General features: G+C 70.3%; 24 protein-coding genes. 13 read left to right on the forward strand and 11 right to left on the reverse strand.

Annotated elements, in window-relative coordinates:
- Window positions 1-6: 6 nt before the first annotated feature.
- Window positions 7-411 carry a Rieske 2Fe-2S domain-containing protein gene (locus ACFZDJ_RS01035; RefSeq protein WP_391055204.1) on the reverse strand — a complete coding sequence of 135 codons (405 nt, stop codon included), beginning with the start codon at window positions 409-411 and terminating at the stop codon, window positions 7-9.
- 211 nt (window positions 412-622) lie between these two features.
- Here ACFZDJ_RS01035 and ACFZDJ_RS01040 point away from each other — a divergent pair, with 211 nt between their 5' ends.
- Together ACFZDJ_RS01040 and ACFZDJ_RS01045 are read left to right on the forward strand one after the other, a co-directional pair.
- Window positions 623-1,708, forward strand: a complete 1,086-nt coding sequence (locus tag ACFZDJ_RS01040; protein ID WP_391055207.1) for a substrate-binding domain-containing protein — start codon at window positions 623-625, stop codon at window positions 1,706-1,708.
- Window positions 1,705-2,616 carry a PfkB family carbohydrate kinase gene (locus ACFZDJ_RS01045; RefSeq protein ID WP_390928335.1) on the forward strand — a complete coding sequence of 304 codons (912 nt, stop codon included), beginning with the start codon at window positions 1,705-1,707 and terminating at the stop codon, window positions 2,614-2,616. Before ACFZDJ_RS01040 ends, ACFZDJ_RS01045 begins: the two co-directional genes overlap by 4 nt.
- Before the next feature lie 129 nt (window positions 2,617-2,745).
- Here the strand turns inward: ACFZDJ_RS01045 and uvrA are convergent, their stop codons facing one another.
- Window positions 2,746-5,787 (reverse strand): excinuclease ABC subunit UvrA, encoded by a 3,042-nt coding sequence (uvrA, locus tag ACFZDJ_RS01050; protein ID WP_391055210.1) that lies wholly within the window; start codon window positions 5,785-5,787, stop codon window positions 2,746-2,748.
- 223 nt (window positions 5,788-6,010) lie between these two features.
- Here uvrA and ACFZDJ_RS01055 point away from each other — a divergent pair, with 223 nt between their 5' ends.
- The 5 genes from ACFZDJ_RS01055 (at window position 6,011) to ACFZDJ_RS01075 (ending at window position 10,259) form a co-directional block, all read left to right on the forward strand.
- Window positions 6,011-6,700, forward strand: a complete 690-nt coding sequence (locus ACFZDJ_RS01055; protein ID WP_391055212.1) for a maleylpyruvate isomerase family mycothiol-dependent enzyme — start codon at window positions 6,011-6,013, stop codon at window positions 6,698-6,700.
- A 9-nt stretch (window positions 6,701-6,709) separates the two neighbouring features.
- Window positions 6,710-7,366, forward strand: a complete 657-nt coding sequence (locus ACFZDJ_RS01060) for an MBL fold metallo-hydrolase (protein ID WP_075026258.1) — start codon at window positions 6,710-6,712, stop codon at window positions 7,364-7,366.
- A 360-nt stretch (window positions 7,367-7,726) separates the two neighbouring features.
- A complete protein-coding gene (locus tag ACFZDJ_RS01065) occupies window positions 7,727-8,611 on the forward strand; it encodes a transporter substrate-binding domain-containing protein (protein WP_391055215.1) in 885 nt (294 codons plus the stop codon).
- A complete protein-coding gene (locus tag ACFZDJ_RS01070) occupies window positions 8,608-9,510 on the forward strand; it encodes an ABC transporter permease subunit (RefSeq protein ID WP_391055218.1) in 903 nt (300 codons plus the stop codon). The genes ACFZDJ_RS01065 and ACFZDJ_RS01070 overlap by 4 nt, the downstream gene beginning before the upstream one ends.
- Window positions 9,507-10,259, forward strand: coding sequence for an amino acid ABC transporter ATP-binding protein (locus ACFZDJ_RS01075; RefSeq protein ID WP_067364105.1), 753 nt, complete (start codon window positions 9,507-9,509; stop codon window positions 10,257-10,259). Before ACFZDJ_RS01070 ends, ACFZDJ_RS01075 begins: the two co-directional genes overlap by 4 nt.
- A gap of 1 nt (window position 10,260) precedes the next feature.
- Here ACFZDJ_RS01075 and aroQ read toward each other — a convergent pair whose 3' ends face one another.
- Window positions 10,261-10,734 carry a type II 3-dehydroquinate dehydratase gene (gene aroQ / locus ACFZDJ_RS01080; protein ID WP_168490478.1) on the reverse strand — a complete coding sequence of 158 codons (474 nt, stop codon included), beginning with the start codon at window positions 10,732-10,734 and terminating at the stop codon, window positions 10,261-10,263.
- Between the two features lie 223 nt (window positions 10,735-10,957).
- Here aroQ and ACFZDJ_RS01085 point away from each other — a divergent pair, with 223 nt between their 5' ends.
- Window positions 10,958-12,259 (forward strand): MFS transporter, encoded by a 1,302-nt coding sequence (locus ACFZDJ_RS01085; RefSeq protein ID WP_390928326.1) that lies wholly within the window; start codon window positions 10,958-10,960, stop codon window positions 12,257-12,259.
- 44 nt (window positions 12,260-12,303) lie between these two features.
- On the opposite strand, the gene ACFZDJ_RS01090 is transcribed toward ACFZDJ_RS01085, so the two are convergent.
- The 6 genes from ACFZDJ_RS01090 to ACFZDJ_RS01115 form a co-directional block, all read right to left on the reverse strand.
- The gene (locus tag ACFZDJ_RS01090; protein ID WP_389601290.1) at window positions 12,304-13,404 is read right to left on the reverse strand and encodes a calcium:proton antiporter; all 1,101 of its coding nucleotides are present in this window, start codon (window positions 13,402-13,404) and stop codon (window positions 12,304-12,306) included.
- A gap of 127 nt (window positions 13,405-13,531) precedes the next feature.
- Window positions 13,532-14,548 carry a TerC/Alx family metal homeostasis membrane protein gene (locus ACFZDJ_RS01095; protein ID WP_390928323.1) on the reverse strand — a complete coding sequence of 339 codons (1,017 nt, stop codon included), beginning with the start codon at window positions 14,546-14,548 and terminating at the stop codon, window positions 13,532-13,534.
- Between the two features lie 283 nt (window positions 14,549-14,831).
- The gene (locus ACFZDJ_RS01100) at window positions 14,832-16,850 is read right to left on the reverse strand and encodes a TerD family protein (protein WP_391055221.1); all 2,019 of its coding nucleotides are present in this window, start codon (window positions 16,848-16,850) and stop codon (window positions 14,832-14,834) included.
- Between the two features lie 45 nt (window positions 16,851-16,895).
- Complete coding sequence (locus tag ACFZDJ_RS01105; RefSeq protein ID WP_054235941.1) at window positions 16,896-17,474, reverse strand: TerD family protein; 579 nt, start codon at window positions 17,472-17,474, stop codon at window positions 16,896-16,898.
- Between the two features lie 160 nt (window positions 17,475-17,634).
- Window positions 17,635-19,764 (reverse strand): excinuclease ABC subunit UvrB, encoded by a 2,130-nt coding sequence (uvrB, locus tag ACFZDJ_RS01110; protein ID WP_391055223.1) that lies wholly within the window; start codon window positions 19,762-19,764, stop codon window positions 17,635-17,637.
- Between the two features lie 40 nt (window positions 19,765-19,804).
- Window positions 19,805-20,671 carry an MHYT domain-containing protein gene (locus ACFZDJ_RS01115; RefSeq protein WP_168508083.1) on the reverse strand — a complete coding sequence of 289 codons (867 nt, stop codon included), beginning with the start codon at window positions 20,669-20,671 and terminating at the stop codon, window positions 19,805-19,807.
- A gap of 279 nt (window positions 20,672-20,950) precedes the next feature.
- Between ACFZDJ_RS01115 and ACFZDJ_RS01120 the strand changes: the two genes are divergently transcribed.
- The 3 genes from ACFZDJ_RS01120 (at window position 20,951) to ACFZDJ_RS01130 (ending at window position 23,933) form a co-directional block, all read left to right on the forward strand.
- A complete protein-coding gene (locus tag ACFZDJ_RS01120; RefSeq protein ID WP_391055226.1) occupies window positions 20,951-21,826 on the forward strand; it encodes a glycerophosphodiester phosphodiesterase family protein in 876 nt (291 codons plus the stop codon).
- 92 nt (window positions 21,827-21,918) lie between these two features.
- The gene (locus ACFZDJ_RS01125; RefSeq protein ID WP_391055228.1) at window positions 21,919-22,473 is read left to right on the forward strand and encodes a methylated-DNA--[protein]-cysteine S-methyltransferase; all 555 of its coding nucleotides are present in this window, start codon (window positions 21,919-21,921) and stop codon (window positions 22,471-22,473) included.
- Between the two features lie 185 nt (window positions 22,474-22,658).
- Window positions 22,659-23,933 (forward strand): MFS transporter, encoded by a 1,275-nt coding sequence (locus tag ACFZDJ_RS01130; protein ID WP_168508086.1) that lies wholly within the window; start codon window positions 22,659-22,661, stop codon window positions 23,931-23,933.
- A 13-nt stretch (window positions 23,934-23,946) separates the two neighbouring features.
- On the opposite strand, the gene ACFZDJ_RS01135 is transcribed toward ACFZDJ_RS01130, so the two are convergent.
- Window positions 23,947-24,309, reverse strand: coding sequence for a cupin domain-containing protein (locus tag ACFZDJ_RS01135; RefSeq protein WP_384905992.1), 363 nt, complete (start codon window positions 24,307-24,309; stop codon window positions 23,947-23,949).
- A 63-nt stretch (window positions 24,310-24,372) separates the two neighbouring features.
- Window positions 24,373-24,801, reverse strand: coding sequence for a VOC family protein (locus tag ACFZDJ_RS01140; RefSeq protein ID WP_390928314.1), 429 nt, complete (start codon window positions 24,799-24,801; stop codon window positions 24,373-24,375).
- Window positions 24,802-24,898: 97 nt separating this feature from the next.
- Between ACFZDJ_RS01140 and ACFZDJ_RS01145 the strand changes: the two genes are divergently transcribed.
- Both ACFZDJ_RS01145 and ACFZDJ_RS01150 read left to right on the forward strand, forming a co-directional pair.
- Window positions 24,899-25,804, forward strand: coding sequence for a pseudouridine-5'-phosphate glycosidase (locus ACFZDJ_RS01145; protein ID WP_384905990.1), 906 nt, complete (start codon window positions 24,899-24,901; stop codon window positions 25,802-25,804).
- A gap of 71 nt (window positions 25,805-25,875) precedes the next feature.
- On the forward strand, window positions 25,876-26,793 hold the full coding sequence (locus ACFZDJ_RS01150) for a PfkB family carbohydrate kinase (RefSeq protein ID WP_391055232.1): 918 nt from the start codon (window positions 25,876-25,878) through the stop codon (window positions 26,791-26,793).
- The last annotated feature ends 2 nt before the right edge of the window (window positions 26,794-26,795 follow it).

Here is a 26,795-nt window from a genome sequence, read left to right on the forward strand (position 1 = left end):
TTGCGGTCAGGGACCCGCGACGATCCTGCCGCCCTTGGCCTCCACCGACAGCTCCTTCAGCGCCACGGTGGCCGGGGCCTGCAGCACCTTGCCCGTCGCCGCGTCGAATTCGCTGCCGTGGCACGGGCAGATGAGCGTTGTGCCCTGAAGCTTGTTGATGGCGCACCCGGCGTGCGTGCAGATCGTGCTGAACGCCTTCAGGGAGCCGTTCTCGGCGCGGCTGACCACGACGTTCTCTTCCCGGTACAGCTTGGCCCCGCCCTTGGCGATCTCGCTCTCCGCGCCCAGCTCGACCGGCGCGGTCGGCGTCGCCGGCGTCCCGCCACCGCTTCCGCCGGAGCAGGCACTGAGGGCGATCCCGGTGACCGGGGCGAGCGCCGCTCCTCGCAGGACGGTACGGCGGGCAGGCATGGCGTCTCCACAGGTCGGGGCCGGGTGTGTGTCGACGATACCGGTACGGATCATTCCGCCTGGAGGGGGTCCGCACAGGTCTGAGTGACAGGACGTAAACGTTTGCGCAAGCGTTTACGTCCACCGTCGAATGCGATACGTTCCCGCCGGAGCAGGCCGAGAGTTCGGGGAGGGCCCCAAAGGGGCGCCCGGTGAGAGGCGAGGCAGGGCGATGGCAACGATGGTCGACGTGGCGGCGCACGCGGGAGTGTCCGTGGCGACCGTCTCCCATGTGCTCAACGACACGCGCCCTGTGCTGCCCCACACCCGCCAGGCCGTCCTGGACGCCATCGACGCGCTCGGCTACACGCCCAACACCCTGGCCCGTTCGCTGGTCACCGCACGCACCCGGTCCATCGGCCTCGCGGTGTCGGCGATCAGCAACCCGTACTTCACGGAGATCCTCCAGGGCGTCGAGGCGGGCGCCCTGGAGCACGGATACGGGCTGCTCCTCGCCGATCCCCACGACGACCCCCAGCACGAGCGGAAGGTCGTCCAGCTGCTGCACGAGCGACGCGTCGACGGTCTGATCGTCGCGCCCTCCGCCGATCCGGACGCACTCCTGCGCTACCTGGGGCAGCACAACGTGCCGACCGTCTTCCTGGACCGCCTGGTCGAGGCCCCGGCGGGCCACCCCTTCCGCTTCGACCAGGTCTGCACCGAGAACGCCGAGCCGATGGCACAGTTGGTCGGGCATCTCGCCGAACGGGGTCACCGGCGCATCGGACTCGTCGCGGGCCTGCCCGGGCTCAGCACCACCAACGAGCGGATCTCCGGCTACCGCCACGGCCTCGCGGGCGCCGGGCTCCCCTACGACGAACGGCTCGTGGCGCACGGCGACTCCGAGGCGACGGCCGCCGAACGTGCCACCGACGCGCTGCTGTCCCTGGCGGCGCCCCCGACCGCGCTGGTCACCGGAAACAACGCGATGACCATCGGAGTCCTGCGCGCCCTGCGCGAACGCGATCTGTCCGTGCCGGACGACCTGGCGCTGTGCTGCTTCGACGACTTCGCCTGGGCGGATCTGTTCGCGCCCCGGCTGACCGCGATCTCCCAGCCCAGCAAGGAGATCGGCACGCAGGCCGTCCGGCTGCTCCTGGAACGGCTCGCCTCGCCGGACCACCCGGCCCGCACCGTACGGCTCCCCTGCGCCTTCGTCCACCGCACCTCGTGCGGCTGCGCCGAGCCCCCCAGGACGTCGGGGGCCACCCACACCGACCTGAGTCAGAAGAGTCCCGCGAAAGGATCCCTGTCGTGATCGTCGTCGCCGGTGAGGCCCTGATCGACCTGGTACCGCAGGGCGCGGGGGCGCTCGTCAGCCTGCGGCCCGCACGCGGCGGCGGCCCCTACAACACGGCGGTGGCGCTGGGCCGCCTCGGCTCCCCCACCGCGTTCTGCTCCCGGGTCTCGTACGACGCCTTCGGCGAGGCCCTCCTCGGCGGGCTGCACGAGGCGGGCGTCGATGTCTCCTCCGTGCAGCGCGGGACGGAGCCGACGACCCTCGCGGTCGCCTCCATCGACGCGGACGGCTCGGCGGCGTACTCCTTCTACGTCGAGGGCACGGCCGACCGCCTGTTCGCCGCGCCGGACCGCCTCCCGGACGCCACCCGGGCGGTGTCCTTCGGGACCTGCTCGCTGGTCCTGGAGCCGGGCGCGAGCGCCTACGAGGAGCTGATGCGGGCCGCCGCCGCGCGCGGTGTGTTCACCATGCTCGACCCGAACATCCGGGCCGTGCTCATCCCCGACGCGGACGCCTATCGGGCCCGCTTCAAGAGCTGGCTGCCGTCGGTGTCACTCCTCAAGCTCTCCGAGGAGGACGCGCTGTGGCTGGGCGGCACCCCGCGCGAGTGGCTGGCGTCCGGTCCCGCGGCCGTCGTGATCACCCAGGGCGGCGACGGCCTGACGGTGTTCACCCAGGACGGCTCCGTCCACTCCGTGCCCGGTCAGCCGGTCGAGGTCGTGGACACCATCGGCGCCGGAGACACGGTGAACGCGGCCCTGCTGCACGGCCTGGCCACGCGGGACGCGCTGTCCCCGGCGGCGCTGGCCGAGCTGGGCCCCGACGGCTGGAGCGAGCTGCTGCGGTTCGCGGCCCGCGCGGCGGCGATCACCTGCTCACGAGCGGGCGCGGAGCCGCCGTTCGCCGCGGAACTCGACGCCCCCTGAGGCAGCTGAAGCCTCTGAGACCGATGTGGTCCAAGGGTGGCCGACCGCGCAACGGGCGGTGCCCCACGGGGAGTTCCCATGGGGCACCGCATTCTTCGTGATGTATCGGGCCTGGCCCGTCCGGCCGGATCAGGCCTTGCGTGCCCGCGTGGTCTTCTTCGCGGGGGTCGCCTTCTTCGTGGCCGTCGTCCTGGTGGCCGCGGCGGCCTTCTTCGTGGCCGTGTTGTTCACGGCCTTCGTGGTCGTCTTCCTGGCCGTCGACTTGGCCGCGACCGCCTGCTTGGCCGCCGCCTTGCGGGGGGCCGGTACGGAGGCGGCGTCGCTGATCCGGTCCGCGCCCAGGACGTCGCGCAGGAACTTGCCGGTGTGGCTGGCCGGAACCCCGGCGACCTGCTCGGGCGTGCCCTCGGCGACCACGAGACCACCGCCGTTGCCGCCCTCCGGGCCCATGTCGACGACCCAGTCGGCGGTCTTGATGACGTCGAGGTTGTGCTCGATGACGATGACCGTGTTGCCCTTGTCGACCAGCCCGGAGAGCACCGTGATCAGCTTGCTGATGTCCTCGAAGTGCAGACCCGTGGTCGGCTCGTCCAGTACGTACACCGTGCGGCCCGTGGAACGCTTCTGGAGCTCGCTGGCGAGCTTGACGCGCTGGGCCTCGCCGCCGGACAGCGTCGGCGCGGACTGACCGAGCCGGACGTAGCCGAGACCCACGTCGTTGAGCGTGCGCAGGTGGCGGGCGATCGCGGGGACGGCCTCGAAGAAGCCGAGGGCCTCCTCGATCGGCATGTCGAGGACCTCGGAGATGGACTTGCCCTTGTAGTGGACCTCCAGGGTCTCCCGGTTGTAGCGCGCCCCGTGGCAGACCTCGCAGGGGACGTACACGTCCGGCAGGAAGTTCATCTCGATCTTGATGGTGCCGTCGCCCGAGCAGTTCTCGCAGCGACCGCCCTTGACGTTGAAGGAGAAGCGGCCGGGCATGTAGCCCCGCACCTTCGCCTCGGTCGTCTCGGCGAACAGCTTGCGGACGTGATCGAAGACTCCGGTGTACGTCGCCGGGTTCGACCGCGGGGTGCGGCCGATGGGCGACTGGTCGACGTGCACGACCTTGTCGACGAGGTCGTCGCCGTCCACGCGCGTGTGCCGCCCGGGAACGTTCCGGGCGCCGTTGAGCTCGCGCGCCAGGTGTGTGTACAGGATGTCGTTGACCAGCGTCGACTTGCCGGAACCTGAGACACCCGTGACCGCCGTGAGCACGCCCAGCGGGAAGGACACGTCGATGTCCTGGAGGTTGTTCTCACGGGCGCCGTGCACGGTGAGCCTGCGGCCCGGGTCGGCGGGGCGGCGGATGTCCGGAAGCGCGATCTCCCTCTTGCCCGACAGGTACTGGCCGGTCATCGACTCGGGGTTGGCGAGCAACTCCTTCAAGGGGCCGCTGTGCACGACCTTGCCGCCGTGCTCACCCGCGCCGGGGCCGATGTCGACGACCCAGTCGGCGACCTTGATGGTGTCCTCGTCGTGCTCGACGACGATGAGCGTGTTGCCCATGTCGCGCAGCCGGACCAGGGTCTCGATCAGCCGGTGGTTGTCGCGCTGGTGCAGCCCGATGGACGGCTCGTCGAGGACGTACAGGACGCCGACGAGGCCGGAGCCGATCTGGGTGGCCAGGCGGATGCGCTGGGCCTCGCCGCCGGAGAGCGTGCCGGCCGCGCGGTTGAGCGACAGGTAGTCGAGGCCGACGTCGACCAGGAAGCGCAGCCGTTCGTTGACCTCCTTCAGGACGCGCTCGGCGATCTTCTTGTCGCGTGCGTCGAGCTTCAGCTCGCCCAGGAAGTCCGCGCAGTCGCTGATCGACATCGCGGCGACCTCCGCGATCGACTTCTCCATGACGGTGACGGCGAGGATGAGCGGCTTGAGACGGGTGCCCTCACAGGTGGGGCAGGGCACCTCGCGCATATAGCCCTCGAAGCGCTCGCGGCTGGCGTCGCTCTCGGACTCGCTGTGCCGCCGCTTGATGAAGGGGACGGCCCCTTCGAAGGGCGTGGTGTAGACACGCTCGCGCCCGTAGCGGTTGCGGTAGCGCACCTCGATCTGCGTCTTGTGGCCGTAGAGCAGGGCCTTCTTGGCGCGCTGCGGGAGACCGGCGAAGGGGATGTCGGTCCGGAATCCCAACGCGTCGGCGAGGGCTCCGACGAGCCGCCCGAAGTAGTCCTTGGTGTGCCCGTGCGACCAGGGGTGGATGGCGCCCTCGTCGAGGGACTTGTCCTCGTCCGGGACGATCAGCTCGGGGTCGACCTCCATGCGCGTACCGATACCGGTGCACTCGGGGCAGGCTCCGAAGGGTGAGTTGAACGAGAAGGAGCGGGGCTCCAGCTCCTCGAACGACAGGTCGTCGTACGGGCAGTACAGGTGCTCCGAGTACATGCGCTCGCGCTCGGGGTCGTCCTCGGGGAGGTCGACGAAGTCGAGCACGACCATGCCGCCGGAGAGCCCGAGGGCGGTCTCCACGGAGTCGGTGAGGCGGCGCTTGGCGGAGTCCTTCACCGTGAGGCGGTCGACGACCACCTCGATGGTGTGCTTCTCCTGCTTCTTCAGCGTGGGCGGCTCGGTGAGCTGGATCGTCTGGCCGTCGACCCTGGCCCGGCTGTACCCCTTGGTCTGGAGATCGGCGAAGAGGTCGACGAACTCGCCCTTGCGCTCGCGCACCAGCGGGGACAGCACCTGGAAGCGGCTCCCCTCGGGCAGCTCCAGAACCCTGTCGACGATGGCCTGCGGCGACTGGCGCGTGATGGGGCGGCCGCACTCGGGACAGTGCGGCTTGCCGATGCGCGCGAAGAGCAGGCGCAGGTAGTCGTAGACCTCGGTGATGGTGCCGACCGTCGAGCGCGGGTTGCGCGAGGTCGACTTCTGGTCGATGGAGACCGCCGGGGAGAGGCCTTCGATGAAGTCGACGTCCGGCTTGTCCATCTGACCGAGGAACTGCCGGGCGTACGAGGACAGTGACTCCACGTAACGCCGCTGCCCCTCGGCGAAGATCGTGTCGAAGGCCAGCGAGGACTTGCCCGACCCCGACAGGCCCGTGAAGACGATGAGCGAGTCGCGCGGGAGGTCGAGCGAGACATTCTTCAGATTGTGCTCGCGCGCTCCACGGACGATGAGACGGTCGGCCACGCCGGTCCGCACCTTTCTTGAGAGAAGTGACAGGGGCCGAGGCCCCCGTCTTTCCCAGACTAGGGGGAGCCACTGACAGCGCCGGTTGCTTTCCCTGGTTCACAACAATCCCGGGCCATCCAGCATGCCCGACGCCGCATCCGAGGGTATAGCACGTGCATTCGATTTGCGGGCGTGCCCGACCACCTTCACCCGAACGTGTGCCGGGGCTAGGGTCGGCCGCATGATGGATCATGTGCGCGACCTGGCGTCTGTACGCGACGCGACCGAACGACTGCTCAACGCAGCCGCCGAACTGGACAACGCTTCCGTGGCCGAGCCGTCACGGCTGCCCGGCTGGAGCCGCGGCCATGTGCTCGCCCACCTCGCCCGTAACGCGGACGCACTCGTGAACGTCCTCGACGGGCGCCCCATGTACGTCTCCGGGGAAGCCCGGGACGCCGACATCGAGCGGGACGCGCCGCGCCCCCTGGACGTACAGCTCGCGGACGTGCGGGAGAGCGCGGCCCGGTTCCAGGACGTGGGGGCCGTGCCCGCGGACTGGTCGCGCACGGTGGAGCTGCGCAACGGGGTCACGGACTCCGCGGCCCGGGTGCCGTTCCGGCGCTGGGGCGAGGTCGAGCTGCATCACGTGGATCTGGGGATCGGGTACGAGCTCGAAGATCTCCCGGAGGAGTTCGTGGAACGGGAGATCGAGTTCCTCGCCGATCGCTTCACGGGGCACCCCGAGGTGCCGCCCACACGGATCACCGACGCCGCTCGCACGTGGAGCACGGGACGCGACGCCGAGGGCGGACCCGAGGTCAAGGTGACCGGTCCCGCTCCGGCGCTGCTCGGCTGGCTCTGCGGACGGCGCGACGGTTCGGGGCTGAGCGCCGATGGCGGGCCCCTCCCCGCGCTCCCCCCGCTATAGGCTGCCGTCATGACGTACAGCGGAGCGGTGAAGGTCGGCGGACCAGCCGATGTGCACGAGCTGCAGAACCTGATGATCTCCAAGGTCGCGGTCGGCCCGATGGACAACAACGCCTATCTGCTGCGCTGCCGGGCCACCGACGAGCAGCTGCTGATCGACGCGGCCAACGACGCCGGCACCCTGCTCACGCTGATCGGTGACGACGGCATCGCGTCCGTCGTCACCACACACCAGCACGGCGACCACTGGCAGGCGCTCGCGGAGGTCGTGGTGGCCACCGGCGCCCGCACCTACGCGGGCCGGGACGACGCCGAGGGCATCCCCGTGCCGACCGACGTCCTCGTGGGCGACGGCGACACGATCCGGGTGGGGCGCGTGGAACTCACCGCGCGCCACCTCGTGGGGCACACGCCGGGCTCGATCGCCCTCGTCTACGACGACCCGCACGGGCATCCGCACGTGTTCACCGGGGACTGTCTCTTCCCCGGCGGTGTGGGCAACACCCGCAAGGACCCGAAGGCGTTCGCCAGTCTCATCCACGACGTCGAGACGAAGATCTTCGACGCACTGCCGGACGAGACCTGGGTCTACCCCGGGCACGGCAACGACACGACGCTGGGCGCCGAGCGGCCGCACCTTCCGGAGTGGCACGCGCGCGGCTGGTGACTCCAGCCAGGTGACGCCCCCCGGCCAGGTGACGCCCCCCGGCCAGGGGGGCGTGAAGTCCGCGAACACGCGCCCCGTGTGAATGGAGCGCACACGCCGGTGCCCTGCGCGCGCTCCCGGCGCGTGCGGTGGTGCAGTCCACTGGAAGCAGCCCCGCTCAGGTCGACGGCTCCTGACGCGAAACGGGCCGCCGGCCCATCGATCCCCGCCCTCGGCCGGCGGCCCCGGCAAAGCCGTCCGCAGGCCGGTCCGCGGCTCTCCTCATCGAGCGTTCACAGGACCGCAACACACGTTCCCACCATGCGGACATTTACCGTTGTGACCTCGACAAACGGCATGCCGCGCTGTCACTCTCCCGCCATGCATCTCGCCCAACGCACCCTGCGCCGCGCCGCGTCCGCCGCCACCGTCGCCCTGCTCGCCGTCGCCGTGGGCTGTGCCCCGCAGCCGGAGGACAAAGCCTCCACCAAGGCCTCCGGGACAACCGGGGAAGCCTGCGCGAAGGGCGCGTTGGGCACCCGGACGTCCGGCAAGCTGACCATCGCGACCGACGAGCCCGCGTACGAGCCGTGGTTCAAGGACGACAAGCCCGCGAACGGCAAGGGCTTCGAGTCCGCGGTCGCGTACGCCGTGGCCAAGCAGCTCGGCTACGACAAGAGCGCCGTCGTCTGGCAGACCGTCCCCTTCAACAAGGCCTTCGCGCCCGGCGTGAAGACCTTCGACTTCGACATCAACCAGGTGTCGATCAGCGCCGAACGCAAGAAGGCGGTGGACTTCTCGTCCGGCTACTACGACGTCCGCCAGGCCGTCATCGCGCTCAAGGGCTCCAAGGCCGCGAAGGCGAAGAGCATCGCGGACCTCAAGGGCGTCAAGCTGGGCGCCCAGGTCGGCACCACCAGCCTGAACTACATCGACGACGTGGTGAAGCCGACCCGGCAGCCGGCCGCGTACGCGAAGAACGACCAGGCCAAGTCCGCGCTGAAGAACGGCCAGGTCGACGCCATCGTGGTCGACCTGCCGACCGCGTTCTACATCACGGCGGCCGAGGTGACCGACGCCAGGATCGTCGGGCAGTTCGAGAACACCGGCGGCACGCCCGAACAGTTCGGACTCGTCCTCGACAAGGGCAGCGCCCTGACCTCGTGCGTGACGAAGGCCGTGGACGCCCTGCGCAAGGACGGCACGCTCGCCTCGATCGAGAAGCAGTGGCTGTCCGAGGCCGTCGACGCCCCGGTGCTCAAGTGACCCTCACCAAGGAGGAGTCGGGAGAGGACTCCGGCGAGGGCGACATGCCCGAGGCGTACGTCCCGTCGCAGCGGCGGATCGAGCGGGAGCGCCACAAGCGCGCTCGCGCCCGCCGCGCGACGGCGATCGCCGCGCTCTCCACCCTGGTCACCGGCGTCGTGCTGTACCTCGTCGTCGTCAACGCGCCCGGCTGGTCACGCACCAAGGAGACGTTCTTCAACGGGCAGTACGCGCGCGAGGCGTTCCCCAAGGTCCTCGAAGGGCTGTGGCTGAACGTACGACTGCTCCTGATATGCGGCGTCGCGGTCCTCGTCCTGGGCATGCTGATCGCCATCGCCCGCACCCTGCGCGGCCCGGTGTTCTTCCCCGTACGGGCGCTGGCCGCCGCGTACACGGACTTCTTCCGCGGCCTCCCGCTCATCATCAACCTGATGATCGTGGTCCTGGGCGTCCCCGCGCTGCGGCTGCAGGGCGTCACCGTGGACCCGGTCCTTCTGGGCGGTACGGCGCTGACGCTGACGTACTCGGCGTACGTCGCCGAGGTGTTCCGCGCCGGCATCGAGTCCATCCACCCCTCGCAGCGCGCCGCGGCCCGCTCGCTCGGGCTCACCAACCGGCAGGCCCTGCGCTACGTCGTCCTCCCCCAGGCGGTACGCCGCCAGGTGCCACCACTCCTCAACGACCTGGTGTCCCTCCAGAAGGACACCGGGCTCGTGTCGATCGGCGGCGCGGTCGACGCGGTGCGGGCCGCCGACATCATCGTGGGCCGCAGCCTCAACTACACGCCGTACATCGTCGCGGGACTGGTCTTCGTCGCGCTGACCATCCCGATGACCCGCTTCACGGACTGGATCACGGCCCGGATGGACCGTCAGCGGGCCCAGGGAGGGACCATATGACCGGCACACCGGTGCTGCGGATGGAATCCGTCCGCAAGACCTTCGGCGACTCCGTCGTACTGCGGGACGTCGACCTGGAGGTCGCCCCGCACACGGTGACCGCGCTGATCGGCGCCTCCGGCTCCGGCAAGTCGACCCTGCTGCGCTGTGCGAACCTCCTGGAGGAGATCGACGACGGCGCGATCTGGCTGGACGACGAGGAGATCACCGACCCGAGGGCCGACCACGATGCCGTACGCCGTCGGATCGGCGTGGTCTTCCAGGCGTACAACCTCTTCCCGCACATGACCGTGCTGGAGAACATCACGCTCGCCCCGCGCCGCGTGCACGGCGTGGGCCGCGCGGAGGCCGAGGCACACGCGCGTGAGCTGCTCGACCGGCTCGGCCTGGGCGCGAAGGCGGGCGAGTATCCCGACCGGCTGAGCGGCGGGCAGCAGCAACGGGCCGCGATCGTCCGCGCGTTGGCCGTACGTCCCCGGCTGCTGCTCCTCGACGAGATCACCGCCGCCCTCGACCCGGAGCTCGTGGGTGAGGTCCTGTCCGTCGTCCGGGACCTGAAGGACGAGGGCATGACCATGGTGCTGGCCACGCACGAGATGGGCTTCGCCCGCGAGGTCGCCGACCAGGTGTGCTTCCTGGACGGCGGTGTGGTACTCGAACGCGGCACGGCCGAGGAGCTCTTCGGGAGCCCGCGACAGGAGCGCACCCAGCGGTTCCTGCGCCGGATCGTGGAGGCGGGGCGGCTCTGAGTCAGGCTTGCGCCTGTCCCGTCCCCGCCAGCGCCGCCACCCGCTCCACCGCGAACGCGTACCCCTGCACGCCGCACCCGGCGATGACCCCGTCGGCCCGCTGCGAGACGTACGAGTGGTGCCGGAACGCCTCGCGCTGGTGGATGTTGGAGATGTGGACCTCCACCACCGGAAGGCCGTCGCAGGCGTTGAGCGCGTCCAGGATCGCGACGGAGGTGTGCGAGTACGCGGCCGGGTTGATCACGATCCCGGCGTGGTTCAGGCGCGCCTCGTGGATCCAGTCCACCAGCTCGCCCTCGTGGTTGGACTGGCGGAAGTCCACCGTGCCGCCGTGCGCGGCGGCCGCCTTGGCACACAGGGCCTCCACGTCCGCGAGCGTGTCCGAGCCGTAGATCTCCGGCTGGCGCTGCCCGAGGAGGTTCAGATTGGGCCCGTTGAGGATCATGATCGGGGCGTTGGCGAGGGTGCGGGGCACGGTTCCTCCGGTCCTTCCAGATCTGCCGGCCCGTTGAGGACCGCTGCTCGGACCCGGTCTATCACGCTACGGCGCGCCGGTGACGGGCCGTCCATTCCGTGATGGGACCCGCTCCGAGCAGTACGAGTCCGGTCTGCTCCGGCGCATCGTGATCGGCCTCCGACGCGCACCATGCTCCCGCACGCCCCCGTAACCGTTGGTCACCGTGGGTAGTTGACGCGGCATGCACGACGTACGCACCGTAAGGGCGCCCTCCATGCTCCGGCTCGCGGCCGCCTCGCTCGCCGGAACGGCCATCGAGTTCTACGACTTCTTCGTCTACGGGACCGCGGCCGCCCTGGTCCTGGGGCCGTTGTTCTTCCCGACCTTCTCACCGCTGGCGGGAACGCTGGCGGCCTTCGCGACGTTCGGCGTCGGGTTCGTCGCCCGTCCGCTCGGCTCGGTGCTGTTCGGGCACATCGGGGACCGGCGCGGACGGCGGCCGGTGCTCGTCGCCTCGCTGTTGCTGACCGGCGCCGCGACCGTCGCGGTCGGATGCGTGCCGACGTACGACTCGATCGGTACGGCCGCTCCCGTGCTCCTTCTTGTGCTGCGTTTCCTGCAGGGGCTCGGGCTCGGCGGGGAGTGGGGCGGGGCGGTGCTGCTGACCGCGGAGCACGCGCCCGCCGAGCGGCGCGCGTTGTGGTCGAGCTTTCCGCAGATCGGCCCCTCCGTGGGGTTCGTGCTGGCCAACGGCGTGATGCTGACGCTGTCGGGGACGCTGTCCGACGCGCAGTTCGCGGCATGGGGGTGGCGGGTGCCGTTCTGGGCGGCGGGCCTGCTCGCCGCCGCGGGGCTGTGGCTGCGCAGTTCGCTCGCGGAGAGCCCCAGCTTCCTCGAAATGGAGGACCACGCGCGTGTGCCGCTCGCCGAGGTGGTGCGCGACCACTGGCGGCTCGTCCTGCTGACGGCCGGTGGACTCGCGGTCGGCTACGCCGTGTTCTACGCGGTGACGACCTGGGCGCTCGCCTACGGCGTCGAGCGGCTCGGGGTGAGCCGTACCGTCATGTTGTCCTGCATCATGGCGGCCGTGGTGGTGCAGGGCTCCCTCACGCCCGTGGTGGCTCTTCTCGGCGACCGCTACGGACGGCGGCCGCTGTGCCTGGCGGGATGTACGGCCTCGGCACTGTGGATGTTCCCGATGATCGCGCTGCTGTCGACCGGCGAACCCCTGTTGATGTTCCTGGGCTTCCTGGTGGCGCTGCTCGCGTTCATCACGACGTTCGCCGTGATCTCCGCGTATCTGCCGGAGTTGTACGAGCCTCGGGTGCGCTGCACGGGGGCGGCGGTGGGCTACAACCTGGGCGGGGTCCTGGGCGGCGCGCTCACGCCCATCGTGGCGACGGCGGTGGCCGAGGGAGAGCGGGTGCCCTGGGGTGTGGCGGCGTATCTGACGGGGATCGCCCTGTTCAGCCTCGGGTGTTTCGCACTGCTGCCGGAGACCCGGCCGGTGCCCCGGATGGCCGTCGCACCGGCCACGGAGTGAGCGGCGGCTCCACCGACTGAGCGGCGGCTCCACCGTGCGAGCGGCTAGGGAGTGACCGCCAGCTCCAAGTACGCCGCGAACACCACCAGATGCACGCCTCCCTGGAGGGGGGTCGCGCGTCCGGGGACGACCGTCAGGGAACTCACTACCACCGTGAGCGCGAGCAGCACCATATGGGTGGAGCCGAGGCCGAGTACGAGCGGTCCGGAGAGCCAGACGGATGCCAGGGCGACCGCGGGAATCGTCAGGCCGATGCTGGCCATCGCGGAGCCGAGGGCCAGGTTCAGGCTCGTCTGCACCCGGTCGCGGCGGGCCGACCGGACCGCGGCGATGGTCTCCGGCAGCAGCACGAGCAGCGCGATGATCACACCGACCACGGACTGCGGCATACCGGCTGCCTCGACGCCGGACTCGATGGTGGGCGACACGCCCTTGGCGAGGCCGACCACTCCGACGAGGGCCAGGGCGAGCAGGCCCAGGCTGATCCCGGCGGCACGGGCGGACGGGGCGTTCGCGTGTTCGTCCACGTCGATCACCTCGCCCAGACGGGTGATCGGGAGGAAGTAGTCGCGGTGCCGCACGGTCTGGGTCGTCACGAACAGGCCGTACAGGACGAGTGAGGCGAGCGCGGCGAAGGTGAGCTGGACCGTGGAGAACTCCGGGCCCGGCTTGCTGGTGGTGAAGGTCGGGAAGACGAGGCTGAGCGTGGCCAGCGTCGCGACGGTCGCCAGGGCGGCGCCGGTGCCCTCCGCGTTGAAGACGGCGAGCCCGTGACGCAGGGAGGCGACGAGCAGGCACAGTCCCACGATGCCGTTGCACGTGATCATCACGGCCGCGAACACCGTGTCACGGGCGAGCGTCGAGCTCTTTGCGCCGCCGTCCGCCATCAAGGTGACGATGAGCGCCACTTCGATGATCGTGACCGCGACGGCCAGGACGAGCGAACCGAAGGGTTCGCCGACCCGGTGCGCGACCACCTCGGCGTGGTGAACCGCGGCCAGCACCGCCCCGGCCAGGACCAGGGTCACCAGTGCGACGATCGCGCCGGGCAGGTCGCGCCCCCAGGTGAAGACCAGCAGGACCACCGCGACCACGGGCACGACGGCCGTCCACTGCGTCAGGAGTGACCGGAGCCGAACGATCATGCAGCGATCGTCGCAGGCGCGGGCGGGCCCCGCATTCCGATGGTCGCCCGAGCGAACACGTGGCGGGGTGCGCGGCATTGCGCCGCGCACCCTGCCCCCGGGGCGGCTGTTGCCGCCTCCGACGTGATCAGACGTCGATGCTGCTCGTCGGGGACTTCTCAGACGTCGGAGTCTGCGAAGCGCCTTCGGACACTTCCAGCGCCGCCTGCTTCTTGGAGGCGATCAGGCTGGTGATCGTCGTGACGACCAGGACCGCGCAGATCACCCCGAGCGAGACCGGGATGGAGATCTCGGGGACGTGGACGCCGGATTCGTGCAGTGCGTGCAGCACCAGCTTGACGCCGATGAAGCCGAGGATGACGGACAGGCCGTAGCTGAGGTGGACCAGCTTCCTGAGCAGGCCGCCGATGAGGAAGTACAGCTGGCGCAGACCCATCAGCGCGAACGCGTTGGCCGTGAAGACGATGTACGGGTCCTGGGTCAGGCCGAAGATCGCGGGGATCGAGTCGAGCGCGAAGAGCACGTCCGTGGTGCCGATCGCGAGCATCACGACCAACATCGGCGTCATGACGCGCTTGCCGTTCTGCTGGATCCACAGCTTGGTGCCGTGATAGCGGTCGGCCACGCCGAAGCGCTTCTCGGCGGCCTTGAGCAGCTTGTTCTCCTCGAACTCCTCCTCCGGCTCGTCGGCCCGCGCCTCCTGGATCAGCTTCCAGGCCGTGTAGATGAGGAACGCGCCGAATATGTAGAAGACCCAGGCGAAGTTGGAGATGATCGCGGCGCCCGCGACGATGAAGATCGTGCGCAGGACGAGCGCTATGAGGACGCCGACGAGAAGTACCCGCTGCTGATACTGCGTCGGCACGGCGAACTTCGCCATGATCAGGACGAAGACGAAGAGGTTGTCGACGCTCAGCGACTTCTCGGTGATGAAGCCGGCGAAGAACTCTCCGGCGGGCTGGCCGCCGGAGAAGAAGAGCAGTCCCAGGCCGAACAGTCCGGCCAGAGCGATCCAGACGATCGTCCAGATTCCGGCTTCCTTGATCGATACGTCGTGCGGCTTGCGACCGATGAAGAAGTCGACCGCGATGAGGGCGGCGAGGCCCACGATCGTGAGGACCCAAAGGGTCACGGAAACATTCACTGCGCCTCCGGCAGTCGTCACGGCAAATACCAGCGTCGTCGCTGCCGGAGGTCTCTTCCGCCCGCGACCGAAGGGACGCGTGATGCGTCCGCGGTCCACGGACCGACGCCCCGGGATCTGGTCGGATCCGTATTGACGGGAACGCCGCTACTGGTAGGGAGTACTCCCCTCCGTACGGAAAACTGTACCCGAAACACCAAGGAAAGGTAAAGTGATGAGTAAAAGAAAGACCAAACACCCTGGTCAGGGCGCTTTACTGATGCTTGGTAAAGCCTTCTGAGGGTCAGCGGTTCCATGAGCGGCGGGCCGCCGCCACCTGGGAGAGCACCTGCTGGAGCACCTGACTGCCCGGCGGGACGAGCGCGGGTTCGTACGTCCAGGCGTGTCCCACCCACGGGTCGGCGAGATGGTCGTCGGGCACCGGGGTGAGTCGCAACAGCGAACGCCAGAGAGGATCGAGCAGCGGCCCGTAGGCGGCGGCGTCCTCCCGGTCCGCGACCATCATCAGGTGGACGCCGACGGCCGGTCCCTCGTCCGCGAGATAGCGCAACTGCGTCACGGCGCGGTCGTCGAAACCGTGCGGGAAGTCGTTGACGATCAGCAGCTGTTCGGCGGTGTCGAGGTCCGGCGGCAGCGAGTCGGCCACACCGCCGCGCACCGCCATCTGCACCAGGTCGACACGCTGGGTGAGCCGGGCCAGCACCTCGCCCACCCCCGCGGCACCGGCGGCGGGCGGACCGTCGAGGACTGCGGAACGCACCAGCGGCGCGAGAGACGAGGCTCCCGAACCGGCCGGGTCGATCACCTGCACCGTGAACTCACCCGCGGGATAGACGGCGAGCAGCCGGGCGGCGTGCGCCACCGCCGTGTCCATGGCGAGGCGGCGCAGTTCGTCGGAGTCGGCGAGCGGGTCGCCGAGGCCGGCCCGTCCGCTGTCGATCCACAGGCCACGTTCGAGCGGAAGCCGGACCAGCATCGGGATGCTCAGGTTCTCGCTCTCGGGCAACCGGAGGTCACCGAGGCGCAGGGCCATGGGGATCTCCATGGGCACCCGGTAGCCGTGCCAGACCGGGTTGTCCCAGGACGCGTACGCCGTGGGCAGCGCGGGTTCGACCACCTCGGCCTCGGCCGCGAGCTGGGCGAGGTCCCGGTCGAGCGCGGCGCGGGCCTGGTCGACCAGACCCGCGCGCTTGGCCTGGGCCGCCCCACGCGCGGCGTCGCCCTGCCCGCCGATCCGGCTGCGCGGGTCGGACAGGACCTTGTCGAGCTCCTGCTCCATGCGCGAGTCGGCGAAGTCGACGGCGCTGCGATACGCGGCCGTGGTGCGCGCCAGGTCCTCGAACATGCCCCACACCTGGTTGTAGAGCCGCTCCTCCATGGACCAGCCGGTCGCGTCACCGGCGACGGGCTGCGCGGGCTGCCCCGGCGCGGCCGGTGGTGCGGTCGGCGGAGACGGGGGCGGCGCGGCGGTCTGCCTGCCGGGGTGGCTGTAGTTGACCGGGCCACCCGTGGGAGCGGACGGCTGGGTGACGGCGGAGGCCTCGGGCTGCGCGGGGCCTCCCGGGTGGCCCGACTGCGGCACCGTGGCGCCTTGCGGACCCGGCGCGTCGTACGGGGACTGCGGCGGTACGGTCCCGGAGGCGCCCCGCGGTCCGGCGTACGGGTGGTCCGGTCCCGGGGCCGAGGCGGCCGCCTGCCGTGAGCGGTCCGTGTCCGCCGTACGCGGCGGGGGTGCCGACACCGAGCGGGCCAGCCCCTGGGCCACCGCTTCGTTGATGCTGCCCGCGAGCTGCTGGGCCTCGGACAGGCCCTGGTCGGTGAGGAGTTCGGCGAGGCCGCCCGCGTAGCCCTGGCCGACCGCGCGTACCTTCCAGGCGCCCTGCCTGCGGTAGAGCTCCAGGGCGACGACGGCCGACTCCGTGTCCAGGCCGGTGATGGTGTAGCTGGCGACCTCGGAGCCGTCGAGGCCGGTGACGGCGAGGAAGGGGGCGGCGACGGCCCCGAACCGGACAGGGCCACCGACACCGGTCGGCAGTGCGAGCAGCACGCTGACGCGGTGCACGCTCCCCGGCAGGGCGTCCAGGTCGAACGCGAGGCGGTGGTCGGCCGCCGCCTGCTTGGAGACCTCGAGTCCGGGCAGGGTCGGCGCGCCGGGGTGAGCCACCCATTCGACGCCCCGGACCCTGCCCTGCTCGTCGCTGAGCGTGGCCCCGGCCACGATCGGCCGGCCGGCCGATACGCGGACCTCAAGACGGGCCTGGGAGAGCGGGTGGTTCTGCCCCCGGACCAGCTCCGCCGTCATCGCCTTGTCCCCCCGTGTCGCTTCGTGTGCCGGGCGCCGCGCTGCCTACAGGTGCGGCAGGATCGCGGGCATCAGGTCCTGGAAGGTACGGCCGTTGGCGGGTGTACCCAGGGCCGTCATCTGCCAGCCAGGGCCCGCGCGGTGCACCTTCGCCATGATCTGCGCGGTGTACTGGCCGCCGCCCGCGAGCGTGTAGCGGGCGAGCTCCTGGCCGTTGGTCTCGTCGACCAGACGGCAGAACGCGTTCTGCACTTCCTGGAACGTCTGGCCCGTGAAGGAGTTCACGGTGAAGATGATCTGGTCGATGTGGACCGGGACACGCTGGAGGTCGACGAGGATCGCCTCGTCGTCGCCGCCCTGGCCCACGCCGCCGACCAGGTTGTCACCGGTGTGCCGCACGGATCCGTCGTCGCTGACGAGGTGACGGAAGAACACCACGTCGACGGGCTGCTTGTCCGCGAACAGCACGGCGGACGCGTCGAGGTCGATCTCCCGGGTGCGCGAGCCGAACAGGCCGCGCCGGGGAGCCGCCTGCCAGCCGAGCCCCATGCGCACCGCGGTCAGGGTGCCCCCGTCGTTCTTCTGCAGACTGATGGCCTGACCCTTGGTCATGTTGACCGTCACGCGCTGTTCCCCTCTCGAGCTGTCCCCTGTTGCCGCGGAGTCCGCGGATGTCCAGAACCCTACGCAGCGCCGACGACCGTGCCGAACCCTGGGGCGCGCTTTGTGTCGGTGTTGCAACACAGCGCGCATCCGCCGAGGTCCGGCACGGTGGGCGGGGGCCTCAGGCCAGGCCCGCCTCCTTCATCTGGCGCAGTTCCTTCTTCATCTCCGACACCTCGTCGCGCAGCCGTGCCGCGATCTCGAACTGGAGGTCGGCCGCGGCGGCCCGCATCCGCTCCGTCATCTCCTCGATCTGCTCCGCGAGTTCGGCCGCGGGGCGGTCGGTCGGCACCGTCTCCTTGGCCTTGCCCTTGGCGGACTTGGCCGCCTTGCCGCCGAGCGAGGGCACGGGAGCCTTGGCTCCCTTGCCGTCCTTGCCCTTGCGGTATCCGGAGCCGAGCAACTGCTCCGTGTCGACGTCCTCGCGGGCGATCTGCGCCACGATGTCGTTGATCTTCTTGCGGAGGGGCTGAGGGTCGATGCCCCTCTCCTCGTTGTAGGCGACCTGCTTCTCCCGGCGGCGGTTGGTCTCCTCGATGGCCTTCTCCATCGCCGGGGTGATCCGGTCGGCGTACATGTGGACCTGGCCGGAGACATTGCGCGCCGCACGGCCGATGGTCTGGATCAGCGAGGTGCCCGAGCGCAGGAAGCCCTCCTTGTCGGCGTCGAGGATCGACACCAGGGAGACCTCGGGCAGGTCGAGGCCCTCGCGCAGCAGGTTGATGCCGACCAGGACGTCGAACTCACCCGAGCGCAGCTCGCGCAGCAGCTCGACGCGGCGCAGGGTGTCGACGTCGCTGTGCAGATAGCGCACCTGGATGCCGAGCTCCAGGAAGTAGTCGGTGAGGTCCTCGGCCATCTTCTTGGTGAGCGTGGTGACCAGGACACGCTCGTCCTTCTCGGTGCGCTCCCGGATCTCGTGCACCAGGTCGTCGATCTGGCCCTCGGTGGGCTTGACGACGACCTCGGGGTCGATCAGGCCGGTAGGACGGATGATCTGCTCGACAAAGCCGTCCCCGCGGGAGAGCTCGTACTTGCCGGGCGTCGCCGACAGGTAGACGGTCTGGCCGATGCGCTCCTGGAACTCCTCCCACTTCAGGGGGCGGTTGTCCAGGGCGGAGGGCAGCCGGAAGCCGTGGTCGACGAGGGTGCGCTTGCGGGAGGCGTCGCCCTCGTACATGGCGCCGATCTGCGGGACCGTGACGTGCGACTCGTCGATGACGAGCAGGAAGTCGTCCGGGAAGTAGTCGATCAGCGTGTTCGGCGGGGAGCCGGGTTCGCGGCCGTCGAAGTGCATCGAGTAGTTCTCGACGCCGGAGCAGGAGCCGATCTGGCGGAGCATCTCCAGGTCGTACGTCGTACGCATGCGCAGGCGCTGGGCCTCCAGGAGCTTGCCCTGCTTCTCCAGCTCGGCGAGGCGCTCCCCCAGTTCCTTCTCGATGTCGTTGGCGGCGCGCTCCAGGCGCTCGGGCCCCGCGATGTAGTGGGACGCCGGGAAGATATGCAGCGAGGTGTCGTCACTGATGACCTCGCCGGTGAGCGGGTGGAGCGTGGAGAGGGCCTCGACCTCGTCGCCGAACATCTCGATGCGGACGGCCAACTCCTCGTAGACCGGGAAGATCTCGATGGTGTCGCCGCGGACCCGGAAGGTGCCTCGCGCGAAGGCCACGTCGTTGCGCGTGTACTGAATGTCCACGAAACGGCGCAGCAGGTCGTCGCGGTCGATCTCGTCGCCGACCTTGAGGTGAACCATCCGGTCCACGTACTCCTGTGGAGTACCGAGGCCGTAGATGCAGGAGACCGAGGCGACCACCACGACGTCACGGCGGGTGAGCAGCGAGTTGGTCGCGGAGTGGCGCAGGCGCTCGACCTCCTCGTTGACCGAGGAGTCCTTCTCGATGTAGGTGTCCGACTGCGGGACGTAGGCCTCGGGCTGGTAGTAGTCGTAGTACGAGACGAAGTACTCGACCGCGTTGTTCGGCAGCAGCTCGCGGAACTCGTTGGCCAGCTGGGCGGCCAGCGTCTTGTTCGGTGCCATGACGAGCGTGGGGCGCTGGAGCTTCTCGATCATCCACGCGGTGGTGGCGGACTTTCCGGTGCCGGTCGCGCCCAGCAGGACGACATCCTTCTCACCCGCGCGGATGCGCTTTTCCAGGTCGGCGATGGCCGCCGGCTGGTCACCGCTCGGCTGGTAGGGGCTGACGACCTCGAAGGGCGCCACCGAACGTTCGATCTTTGATACGGGCCGCATGGGTTCCACCGTACGACCCCGCACTGACAACGGGCCCGGATCACCGGTTCTGGGGGGTGCGTGAGCTGCGGTGGCCGCGCTCCCGGCCGGCTCGCGGCAGGGGGCGGCGGCCGACGTACTGGACCGTGGGGTGGGCCGGGACGCCGGGCCGGTGCTCCGTGGGCCTCCAGTCGGGTTTGCCCATGACCATCAGCGGGTCGAACATCACGACGACGCCCGCCAGACACAGGAAGACCAGCGGGCCGATCATCATGGGCGCGAGCAGTGCGGCGGCCGAGTCGCCGCCGGGACGGCTGGACGTGCCGTGGAGATGGACGCTGAGGGCGGCCATGCCCGTGTAGTGCATACCGCTGACGGCCAGCCCCATGACGAGGCTGGCGCCCACGCTCCAGAGGAAGCCCCGGACCTGACCCGCCGCCCACAGAGCGGCGGTGGCGGCGACGACGGCTATGACCACCGAGGCGGAGACGGTGAGGGTGTTGTACTCGAGGTTCCCGTTGAGGCGCATGCCGGCCATGCCCAGATAGTGCATCGAGGCGACTCCCAGACCGGTGATGGTGCCCCCGGTGAAGAGCGCCGTTCCGGTGGCGCCCCGGTAACCCACGATGAAGATGCCGATGCCGACCATCACGATGGCAACGCCCAGGCTCGCGAATGTCGTCGGCTTGTCGTAGTGGACCGGGGTCTCCTTCACGGTGAACCCCATCATGGCTATGAAATGCATGGTCCATATGCCCGAGGCGATCGCCACCGAGCCGAGCGCGAGCCAGCCGGCCCGCCAGGAGTGGGCGACGAGCATCGATCTGGTGGTGCAGCGCAGGCCGAGCGCTCCACCCAGGCAGGCCATGAGGTACGCCACCAGCGGTGTGACGAGTCCGTAACTGAAGCCGTCGACCGTGCCCTGCATGCGCGGCTGCCCTTCCCGCCCTTTTACGCCAGAAATTCCCGGAAATGCCCCCACCCTCAGGACCGAAACAACGGCCGGGGTCGAGGCAGAGAGTATGACCCTCACCTGAATGGTCGAACGATTTTCCGGCAAAGAATCACGACCTCGCCGCACCTGTGTGATGCCGGTGAGCGGACTTGGTCAACTCCATTCAATCCGTGTCCATCCCGTACCCCTCCGTCGTTGACTCTCTGCTGTCACTCTTGACCTGTCTGTGATCGCTCGACGCGAGGAGTACGTATGCACGCGCGCGTTGCCGCCGCCACGACCGCCGCGTTTGTCGGGGGAACCGTCCTGATACTGCCCACCTCCCACGCACAGGCCGGCTCCCTGCGCAAAGCTCCGGTGATCGTCTCGCACCGCGGAGCGTCCGCCCACGCGCCCGAGAACACCCTCGCCTCCATCGACAAGGCGGCCGCGATGGGCTTCGACTGGGTCGAGAACGACGTCCAGCGCACCAAGGACGGCGAGCTCGTCGTGCTCCACGACGCAAGCCTGGCGCGTACGACCGACGTCAAGAAGGTCTATCCCCGCCGGGCTCCCTGGAAGGTCAAGGACTTCACCGCGGCGGAGATCGCGCGCCTGGACGCGGGCAGCTGGTTCGGTCGCCGGTACGCGGGCACACGTGTGCCGACGCTGAAGCAGTACATGAACCGCGTCTCGCACAATCACCAGAAGCTCGTGCTGGAGATCAAGAACCCCGAGCTCTATCCGGGTATCGAGCGGCAGACCCTCAAGGTCCTGAGCAACGAAGGCTGGCTGGATCCGGACCATCTCAGGAACCGGCTGGTCGTCCAGAGCTTCAGCGAGCAGAGCGTGCGGACGGTCCACGAACTGCGTCCGGGGATCACGACGGCCTTCCTGGGCAAGCCGTCGCTCGCGCGCCTGCACGAGTTCGCACGGTTCGCCGATCTGATCAACCCGGACCACACCTCCCTCTCGTCCGGCTATGTCTCCGCGGTCCACTCGTTCGTCGGACCGCACCGCCGGCCGATGGAGGTCTTCGCCTGGACCATCGACGACGCGGACACCGCGCGGCGCCTGGCGGGTTACGGCGTGGACGGCGTGATCACGAACAAGCCCGACGTGATCCGGAGCGCTCTGCAACAGACCTGAACGGTCGCCGGCGGACCTCTCGCCCGTGGTGCGGACGCCGGGCGGCGTCCGTGCCGCGGGCATTGTCAGTGGCGGATCGTACGGTGGATCGCATGAACAGCGATGGGCAGGACGAACAGCGGGTCGTGTGGGCCGTCGTCGGCACGAACATCGGTCCGCTGCTGCTGGCGGCGACACCGGACGGCCTGGTGAACGTGGTCTTCCACGCCACGGACGCGGTGCGCGACAAGGCACTCGAGCGGCTCGCCGCGCGTCTGGGCACCGAGCCGGTCGAGGCGCCCAGGTCGCCGCTCCTGGCCGAGTCGATACGCCAGGTCGCGGCGTACTTCGCGGGCGAGCGGCGGGACTTCGAGCTGCCGCTGGACTGGTCGCTGATCTCCGGGTTCAACCGTCAGGTGCTGCGCGAGCTGGCCGCGGGAGTTCCGTACGGCGGGGTCGTGGGCTATGGCGATCTGGCCCGGCGGGTCGGTCAGCCGGGCGCGGCGCAGGCCGTGGGCGTGGCCATGGGCTCGAACCCGCTGCCGGTCGTCGTGCCGTGCCATCGGGTGGTGGAGAGCGACGGCGGCATCGGGGGGTTCGGGGGCGGCCTGGAGACCAAGCGGAAGCTGCTGGCGCTGGAAGGGGTGCTGCCGGAGCCGTTGTTCTGACGGGCGGGGCTGGCGGCCGGCGGCTGTGTATGGTGCCTGGCGTGCCCGGTGTGGGCTGCCGTATCTGCCGGACCGGCGGAGCCGACAGCGCTCATCGCTTCGCGATATCCCTTGTTCATGTGGGGGCGCGGGCTGGAAACTGCGCCGGTGACCCGAGCCGATTCCAGCGCATCCCAGTGTTCGCCGTGACCTCCGTCGAGCGGCAGCTCGCCGTACCCGTGGACGCCGAGGAGATACCGGCGCTGCGGCGCCGTATCACCGCCGTACTCATCGCCGGTCAGATCCTCGGCGGGCTCGGCGTCGCCACCGGCATCGCGCTCGCCACCGTGCTGGCCAAGCAGGTCAGCGGCACCGAGTCGCTCTCCGGGCTCGCGCCCACCGCGACGGTCACCGGAACGGCGGTGCTCTCCGTGCCGCTGGCCGCGCTGATGACGGCGCGAGGACGCCGACCGGGCCTGGTGCTGGCGTACCTCATCGGGGCGTCGGGAGCGGGCGTCGTCGTGGTCGCCGCCTGTCTGGGGAGCTTTCCGCTGCTGCTGCTCGGCATGGCGGGCTTCGGCGCGGCCTCGTCGGCGAACCTCCAGGCGCGGTTCGCGGCCGCCGATCTGGCCGAGCCGCAGCGGCGTGCCCGGGCCATCTCGAACGTGGTGTGGGCGACCACGATCGGAGCGGTGCTGGGGCCCAACATCGCCGCACCCGCCGGACGCAGCGTCTCCGGGCTCGGGATACCCGAGGCGGCGGGGCCGTTCCTCTGGGCGGCCGGAGTCTTCCTCCTCTCCGCGCTGCTGGTGGCCGTACTGCTGCGTCCCGATCCCCTGCTGACCGCCCGGGCGCTGGCGCCCGTCGAGGAGCAGTCGGCTCAGGCGCGTTCCATCCGCGCCGGTTTCGCCGCGGTCGCCGCCTCGCCGCGGGCCAGGCTGGCGCTCGTGACCGTGGCCGTCTCGCACACCGCGATGGTCTCGATCATGTCAATGACCCCCGTCGACCTCGGACACCACGGGGCGAGCATCGATCTGATCGGGCTGGTGATCAGTGGCCACATCGCGGGCATGTACGCGTTCTCGCCCCTCATGGGGCGGCTCTCGGACCGGCTCGGGCGGCTCTCCGGGATCGGGCTCGCCGTGGGCCTGCTGGCCTGCGCGGCGCTCCTCGCGGGCACGGCGGGCGGCAGCCACGGGCAGATTGCCGCGGGGCTCTTCGTGCTGGGTCTCGGCTGGTCGTCCGGGCTCGTGTCCGGCTCGGCGCTCCTGACGGACTCGGTGCCCCAGGCCGCGCGGGCCGCCGCCCAGGGGGTGTCCGACCTGACCATGAACACGGCGGCCGGTGTCGGTGGGGCGACCGCCGGTCTCGTCGTCGCACAGGCGAGCTACGGGTGGCTGAACCTCCTCGCCGCGTGCCTGCTGGTGCCGCTGGGCGGGCTGGCGCTGTTCACGCGGCGCCGAGGCCGAAGCCGCCGGTGAGCGCCCAACGGCCTCAGAGGCTGATGTGGTACGCCTTGCGGAGCGTCTCGTGCACGGTCCACGTCGTACGGTCGCCCTCGCGCAGCACGGCCGCGTCGCCCGGACCCACCTCGATCACGTCACCGCCCTCGACCTCGATCGTGGCGCGGCCACTGACGACGACGAAGAGTTCGTTGGCCTCGGTGTCCGTGACCACGCCGGGCGTGATCTGCCAGATGCCGCGCAGTTGCTTGCCGTCGGCCGACTCCCACAGCACCTTGCCGCTCACCACCGGGTCGCCGGAGACGATCTGAGCCGGGTCCAGGGGCTCCGGTTCCAGCTCGGCGTCGGGGATGTGCACGGCGAAGGACGGGGTGGCCTGCGTGTTCGTGGTCATGAGCGGTCACCTTAAGGGCATGCGAGAAAGCCTCACGCGCAGGGTGGCCGGAGAGCCCGGAACCTAGTCGTAGTGGCGTGCCTCGAAGACGTTTCCGTCCGGGTCCTGGAAGTAGAAGCTGCGCTTGGCCATGCCACGGGCGCCGAAGGAGTCGTACGAGAAGCCCGAAAGGGGGACGGACCGTTCCTCCAGACGTGTGTGCAGCGCGTCGAAATCGGCTTTCTGGAAGGACAGACATACGTGGTTGACCGGGTGCCCCGCGCTGTCCGCGGCGCCCGGGATCATGTTCATGTACGCGGCCATGGGAAGGGCCATGAGGTCGAGAATGGTCTCTTCACCGAGGCGCACGGAGGGAAACGGTGCCTTCCCCTCCGCGTATTCGGCGACCCTCACGGGTTCCAGGCCGACCGTCTTCTCGTAGAAGTCGGCCGAGGCGACCGGATCGCGCACCCAGAGGACGACATGGTCAAGACGTGCCGAGTTGTCCGTCATGCCCCCAGGCTGGTGTCGTACGCCGCAGGTCGCAAGGGTTTGACCGGGCGCGCCGCCCGCCAGAGATGAGGAAAGGCGGCAGACAGGAGGCAGGCACGTGATCGTGGTGTCCGAAGAGGTGCGGGAAGCGCTCGACGCGCGCCGGCCGGTGGTGGCCCTGGAGTCGACGATCATCGCGCACGGGCTGCCCCGCCCGCGCAATCTGCAGGTCGCGCTGGAGCTGGAGAACGTCGTACGGCAGGAGGGCGCCGTACCGGCGACGATCGCCGTGCTGGACGGGCGGCCCCATGTCGGACTGGACAAGGAGCAGTTGGAGCGGGTCGCCAACGAGGACGGGATCCGCAAGCTGGGGCACCGCGATCTGCCGCTCGCGGTGGCGGCGGGCGCGAGCGGCGCGACGACCGTGTCCGCGACGGCGTTGCTGGCCGCTCTCGCGGGTGTCCGCGTGTTCGCGACGGGCGGCCTCGGCGGGGTGCACCGGGAGTGGACGGTGACGCAGGACGAGTCGGCGGACCTGGGTCTGCTGGCGCGGACCCGGATCACGGTGGTGTGCGCGGGCGTCAAGTCGATCCTGGACGTGCCGGCGACGCTGCAGCGCCTGGAGACACTGGGCGTCGCGGTGGCCGGGTACGGCACGGGGCGCTTCCCCGGCTTCTATCTGTCCGACTCGGGGCATCCCGTGGACTGGACGCTGGACTCCCCGGGACAGGTGGCGGACGTCATGCGCGCGCAGGACGCGCTGGACGGCCCGGAATCGGCGCTCATCGTGGCGAACCCGGTCCCCGAGGAGGAGCAGCTCGATCCCGCGCTCCACGCGCGCGTGCTCGCCGAGGCGTTGCGGGCGTGCGAGGCGGAGGGCGTGAGCGGGCAGGCCGTGACGCCGTTCCTGCTCGACCATCTGGTGCGGCACACCGACGGCGCGTCGCTGAGCGCCAATCTGGCGGCGGTGCGCGGCAACGTGCGACTCGCGGGACGGATCGCGGCGGCCTGGGCCGGGGCGTGAACGGGACGGATCGCGACGGCGGTCCGGGCCGGGGCGCGAACCGGACGGACCGGGACGGTGCTGGGCGGGACGTGAGCCCGGCGCCGGGGGCGCTGCTCGTCGTCGGTGACGTGGTCACGGACATCGTCGCCCGGCACCACGGGCCGCTCGCGGCGGGCACCGACACGGCCGCCGCGATCCGGACCCTGCCGGGCGGGGCCGGTGCCAACGTCGCGTGCTGGGCCGCGCATCGGGGCTGCGCGCAGGTGCGGCTGCTGGGCCGGGTGGGGGCGGATTCCGCCGCTTGGCACGAGCGTGAGCTGGTGACCTGCGGCGTACGCCCCCTCCTCGTCGTCGATCCGCAGGCGCCGACGGGGACGGTGATCTGCCTGGTGGACCAGGATGCCTCGGCCGAGCGGACGTTCCTCACCGACAGCGGGGCCTCCCTGCGGCTCGGCCCCGACGACTGGTCGCCCGCGCTGCTGGACGGTGTCGCGCGACTGCACCTGTCGGGCTATCTGTTCTTCTCCGAGCCGAGCCGGGCGCTGGTGTCGGTGGCTCTGGAGTCGGCACGCGCGCGGGGGGTACCGGTCAGCCTGGACCCCGCGTCGGCGGGGTTCCTCACGGAACTGGGCGTGGACCGCTTCCTCGCGCTCGCCGAGGGCGTCGATCTGCTGCTGCCCAGTCGCGACGAGGCGTTCCTGCTGACGGGCCTGCCCGATCCGGCGGACGCGGCGGCCAAGTTGAGCCGCCACGTCCCCCTGGTCGTCGCGAAGCAGGGCCCCGACGGGGCCCTGGTGGCCCGCTCGGGTGCCGTACGGGCCCACGTCCCGGCGGTGCCCGCGAACCCTCGCGACACCACGGGCGCCGGCGACGCCTTCACCGGAGCGTTCCTCGCCGCCCTTCTCGCGGGCGCCGAGCCCGAGGCGGCGGCGGTGGAGGGGTGCAGGGCGGGGGCGATGGCGGTGGAGCGGGTCGGGGGCAGGCCCGAGGGGGCGCGGGTCCGGTAGCG

The organism is Streptomyces sp. NPDC007896 (genome assembly GCF_042959425.1).
In the GTDB taxonomy this organism is placed as follows: Bacteria; Actinomycetota; Actinomycetes; order Streptomycetales; family Streptomycetaceae; genus Streptomyces.

Bases quoted from the DNA above. Each gene is read 5' to 3' on its own strand.
- ACFZDJ_RS01035 (WP_391055204.1), bottom strand. From the start codon at position 411: ATGCCTGCCCGCCGTACCGTCCTGCGAGGAGCGGCGCTCGCCCCGGTC.
- ACFZDJ_RS01040 (WP_391055207.1), top strand. From the start codon at position 623: ATGGCAACGATGGTCGACGTGGCGGCGCACGCGGGAGTGTCCGTGGCG.
- ACFZDJ_RS01055 (WP_391055212.1), top strand. From the start codon at position 6,011: ATGATGGATCATGTGCGCGACCTGGCGTCTGTACGCGACGCGACCGAA.
- ACFZDJ_RS01060 (WP_075026258.1), top strand. From the start codon at position 6,710: ATGACGTACAGCGGAGCGGTGAAGGTCGGCGGACCAGCCGATGTGCAC.
- ACFZDJ_RS01065 (WP_391055215.1), top strand. From the start codon at position 7,727: ATGCATCTCGCCCAACGCACCCTGCGCCGCGCCGCGTCCGCCGCCACC.
- ACFZDJ_RS01075 (WP_067364105.1), top strand. From the start codon at position 9,507: ATGACCGGCACACCGGTGCTGCGGATGGAATCCGTCCGCAAGACCTTC.
- ACFZDJ_RS01085 (WP_390928326.1), top strand. From the start codon at position 10,958: ATGCACGACGTACGCACCGTAAGGGCGCCCTCCATGCTCCGGCTCGCG.
- ACFZDJ_RS01090 (WP_389601290.1), bottom strand. From the start codon at position 13,404: ATGATCGTTCGGCTCCGGTCACTCCTGACGCAGTGGACGGCCGTCGTG.
- ACFZDJ_RS01100 (WP_391055221.1), bottom strand. From the start codon at position 16,850: ATGACGGCGGAGCTGGTCCGGGGGCAGAACCACCCGCTCTCCCAGGCC.
- uvrB (WP_391055223.1), bottom strand. From the start codon at position 19,764: ATGCGGCCCGTATCAAAGATCGAACGTTCGGTGGCGCCCTTCGAGGTC.
- ACFZDJ_RS01115 (WP_168508083.1), bottom strand. From the start codon at position 20,671: ATGCAGGGCACGGTCGACGGCTTCAGTTACGGACTCGTCACACCGCTG.
- ACFZDJ_RS01120 (WP_391055226.1), top strand. From the start codon at position 20,951: ATGCACGCGCGCGTTGCCGCCGCCACGACCGCCGCGTTTGTCGGGGGA.
- ACFZDJ_RS01125 (WP_391055228.1), top strand. From the start codon at position 21,919: ATGAACAGCGATGGGCAGGACGAACAGCGGGTCGTGTGGGCCGTCGTC.
- ACFZDJ_RS01135 (WP_384905992.1), bottom strand. From the start codon at position 24,309: ATGACCACGAACACGCAGGCCACCCCGTCCTTCGCCGTGCACATCCCC.
- ACFZDJ_RS01140 (WP_390928314.1), bottom strand. From the start codon at position 24,801: ATGACGGACAACTCGGCACGTCTTGACCATGTCGTCCTCTGGGTGCGC.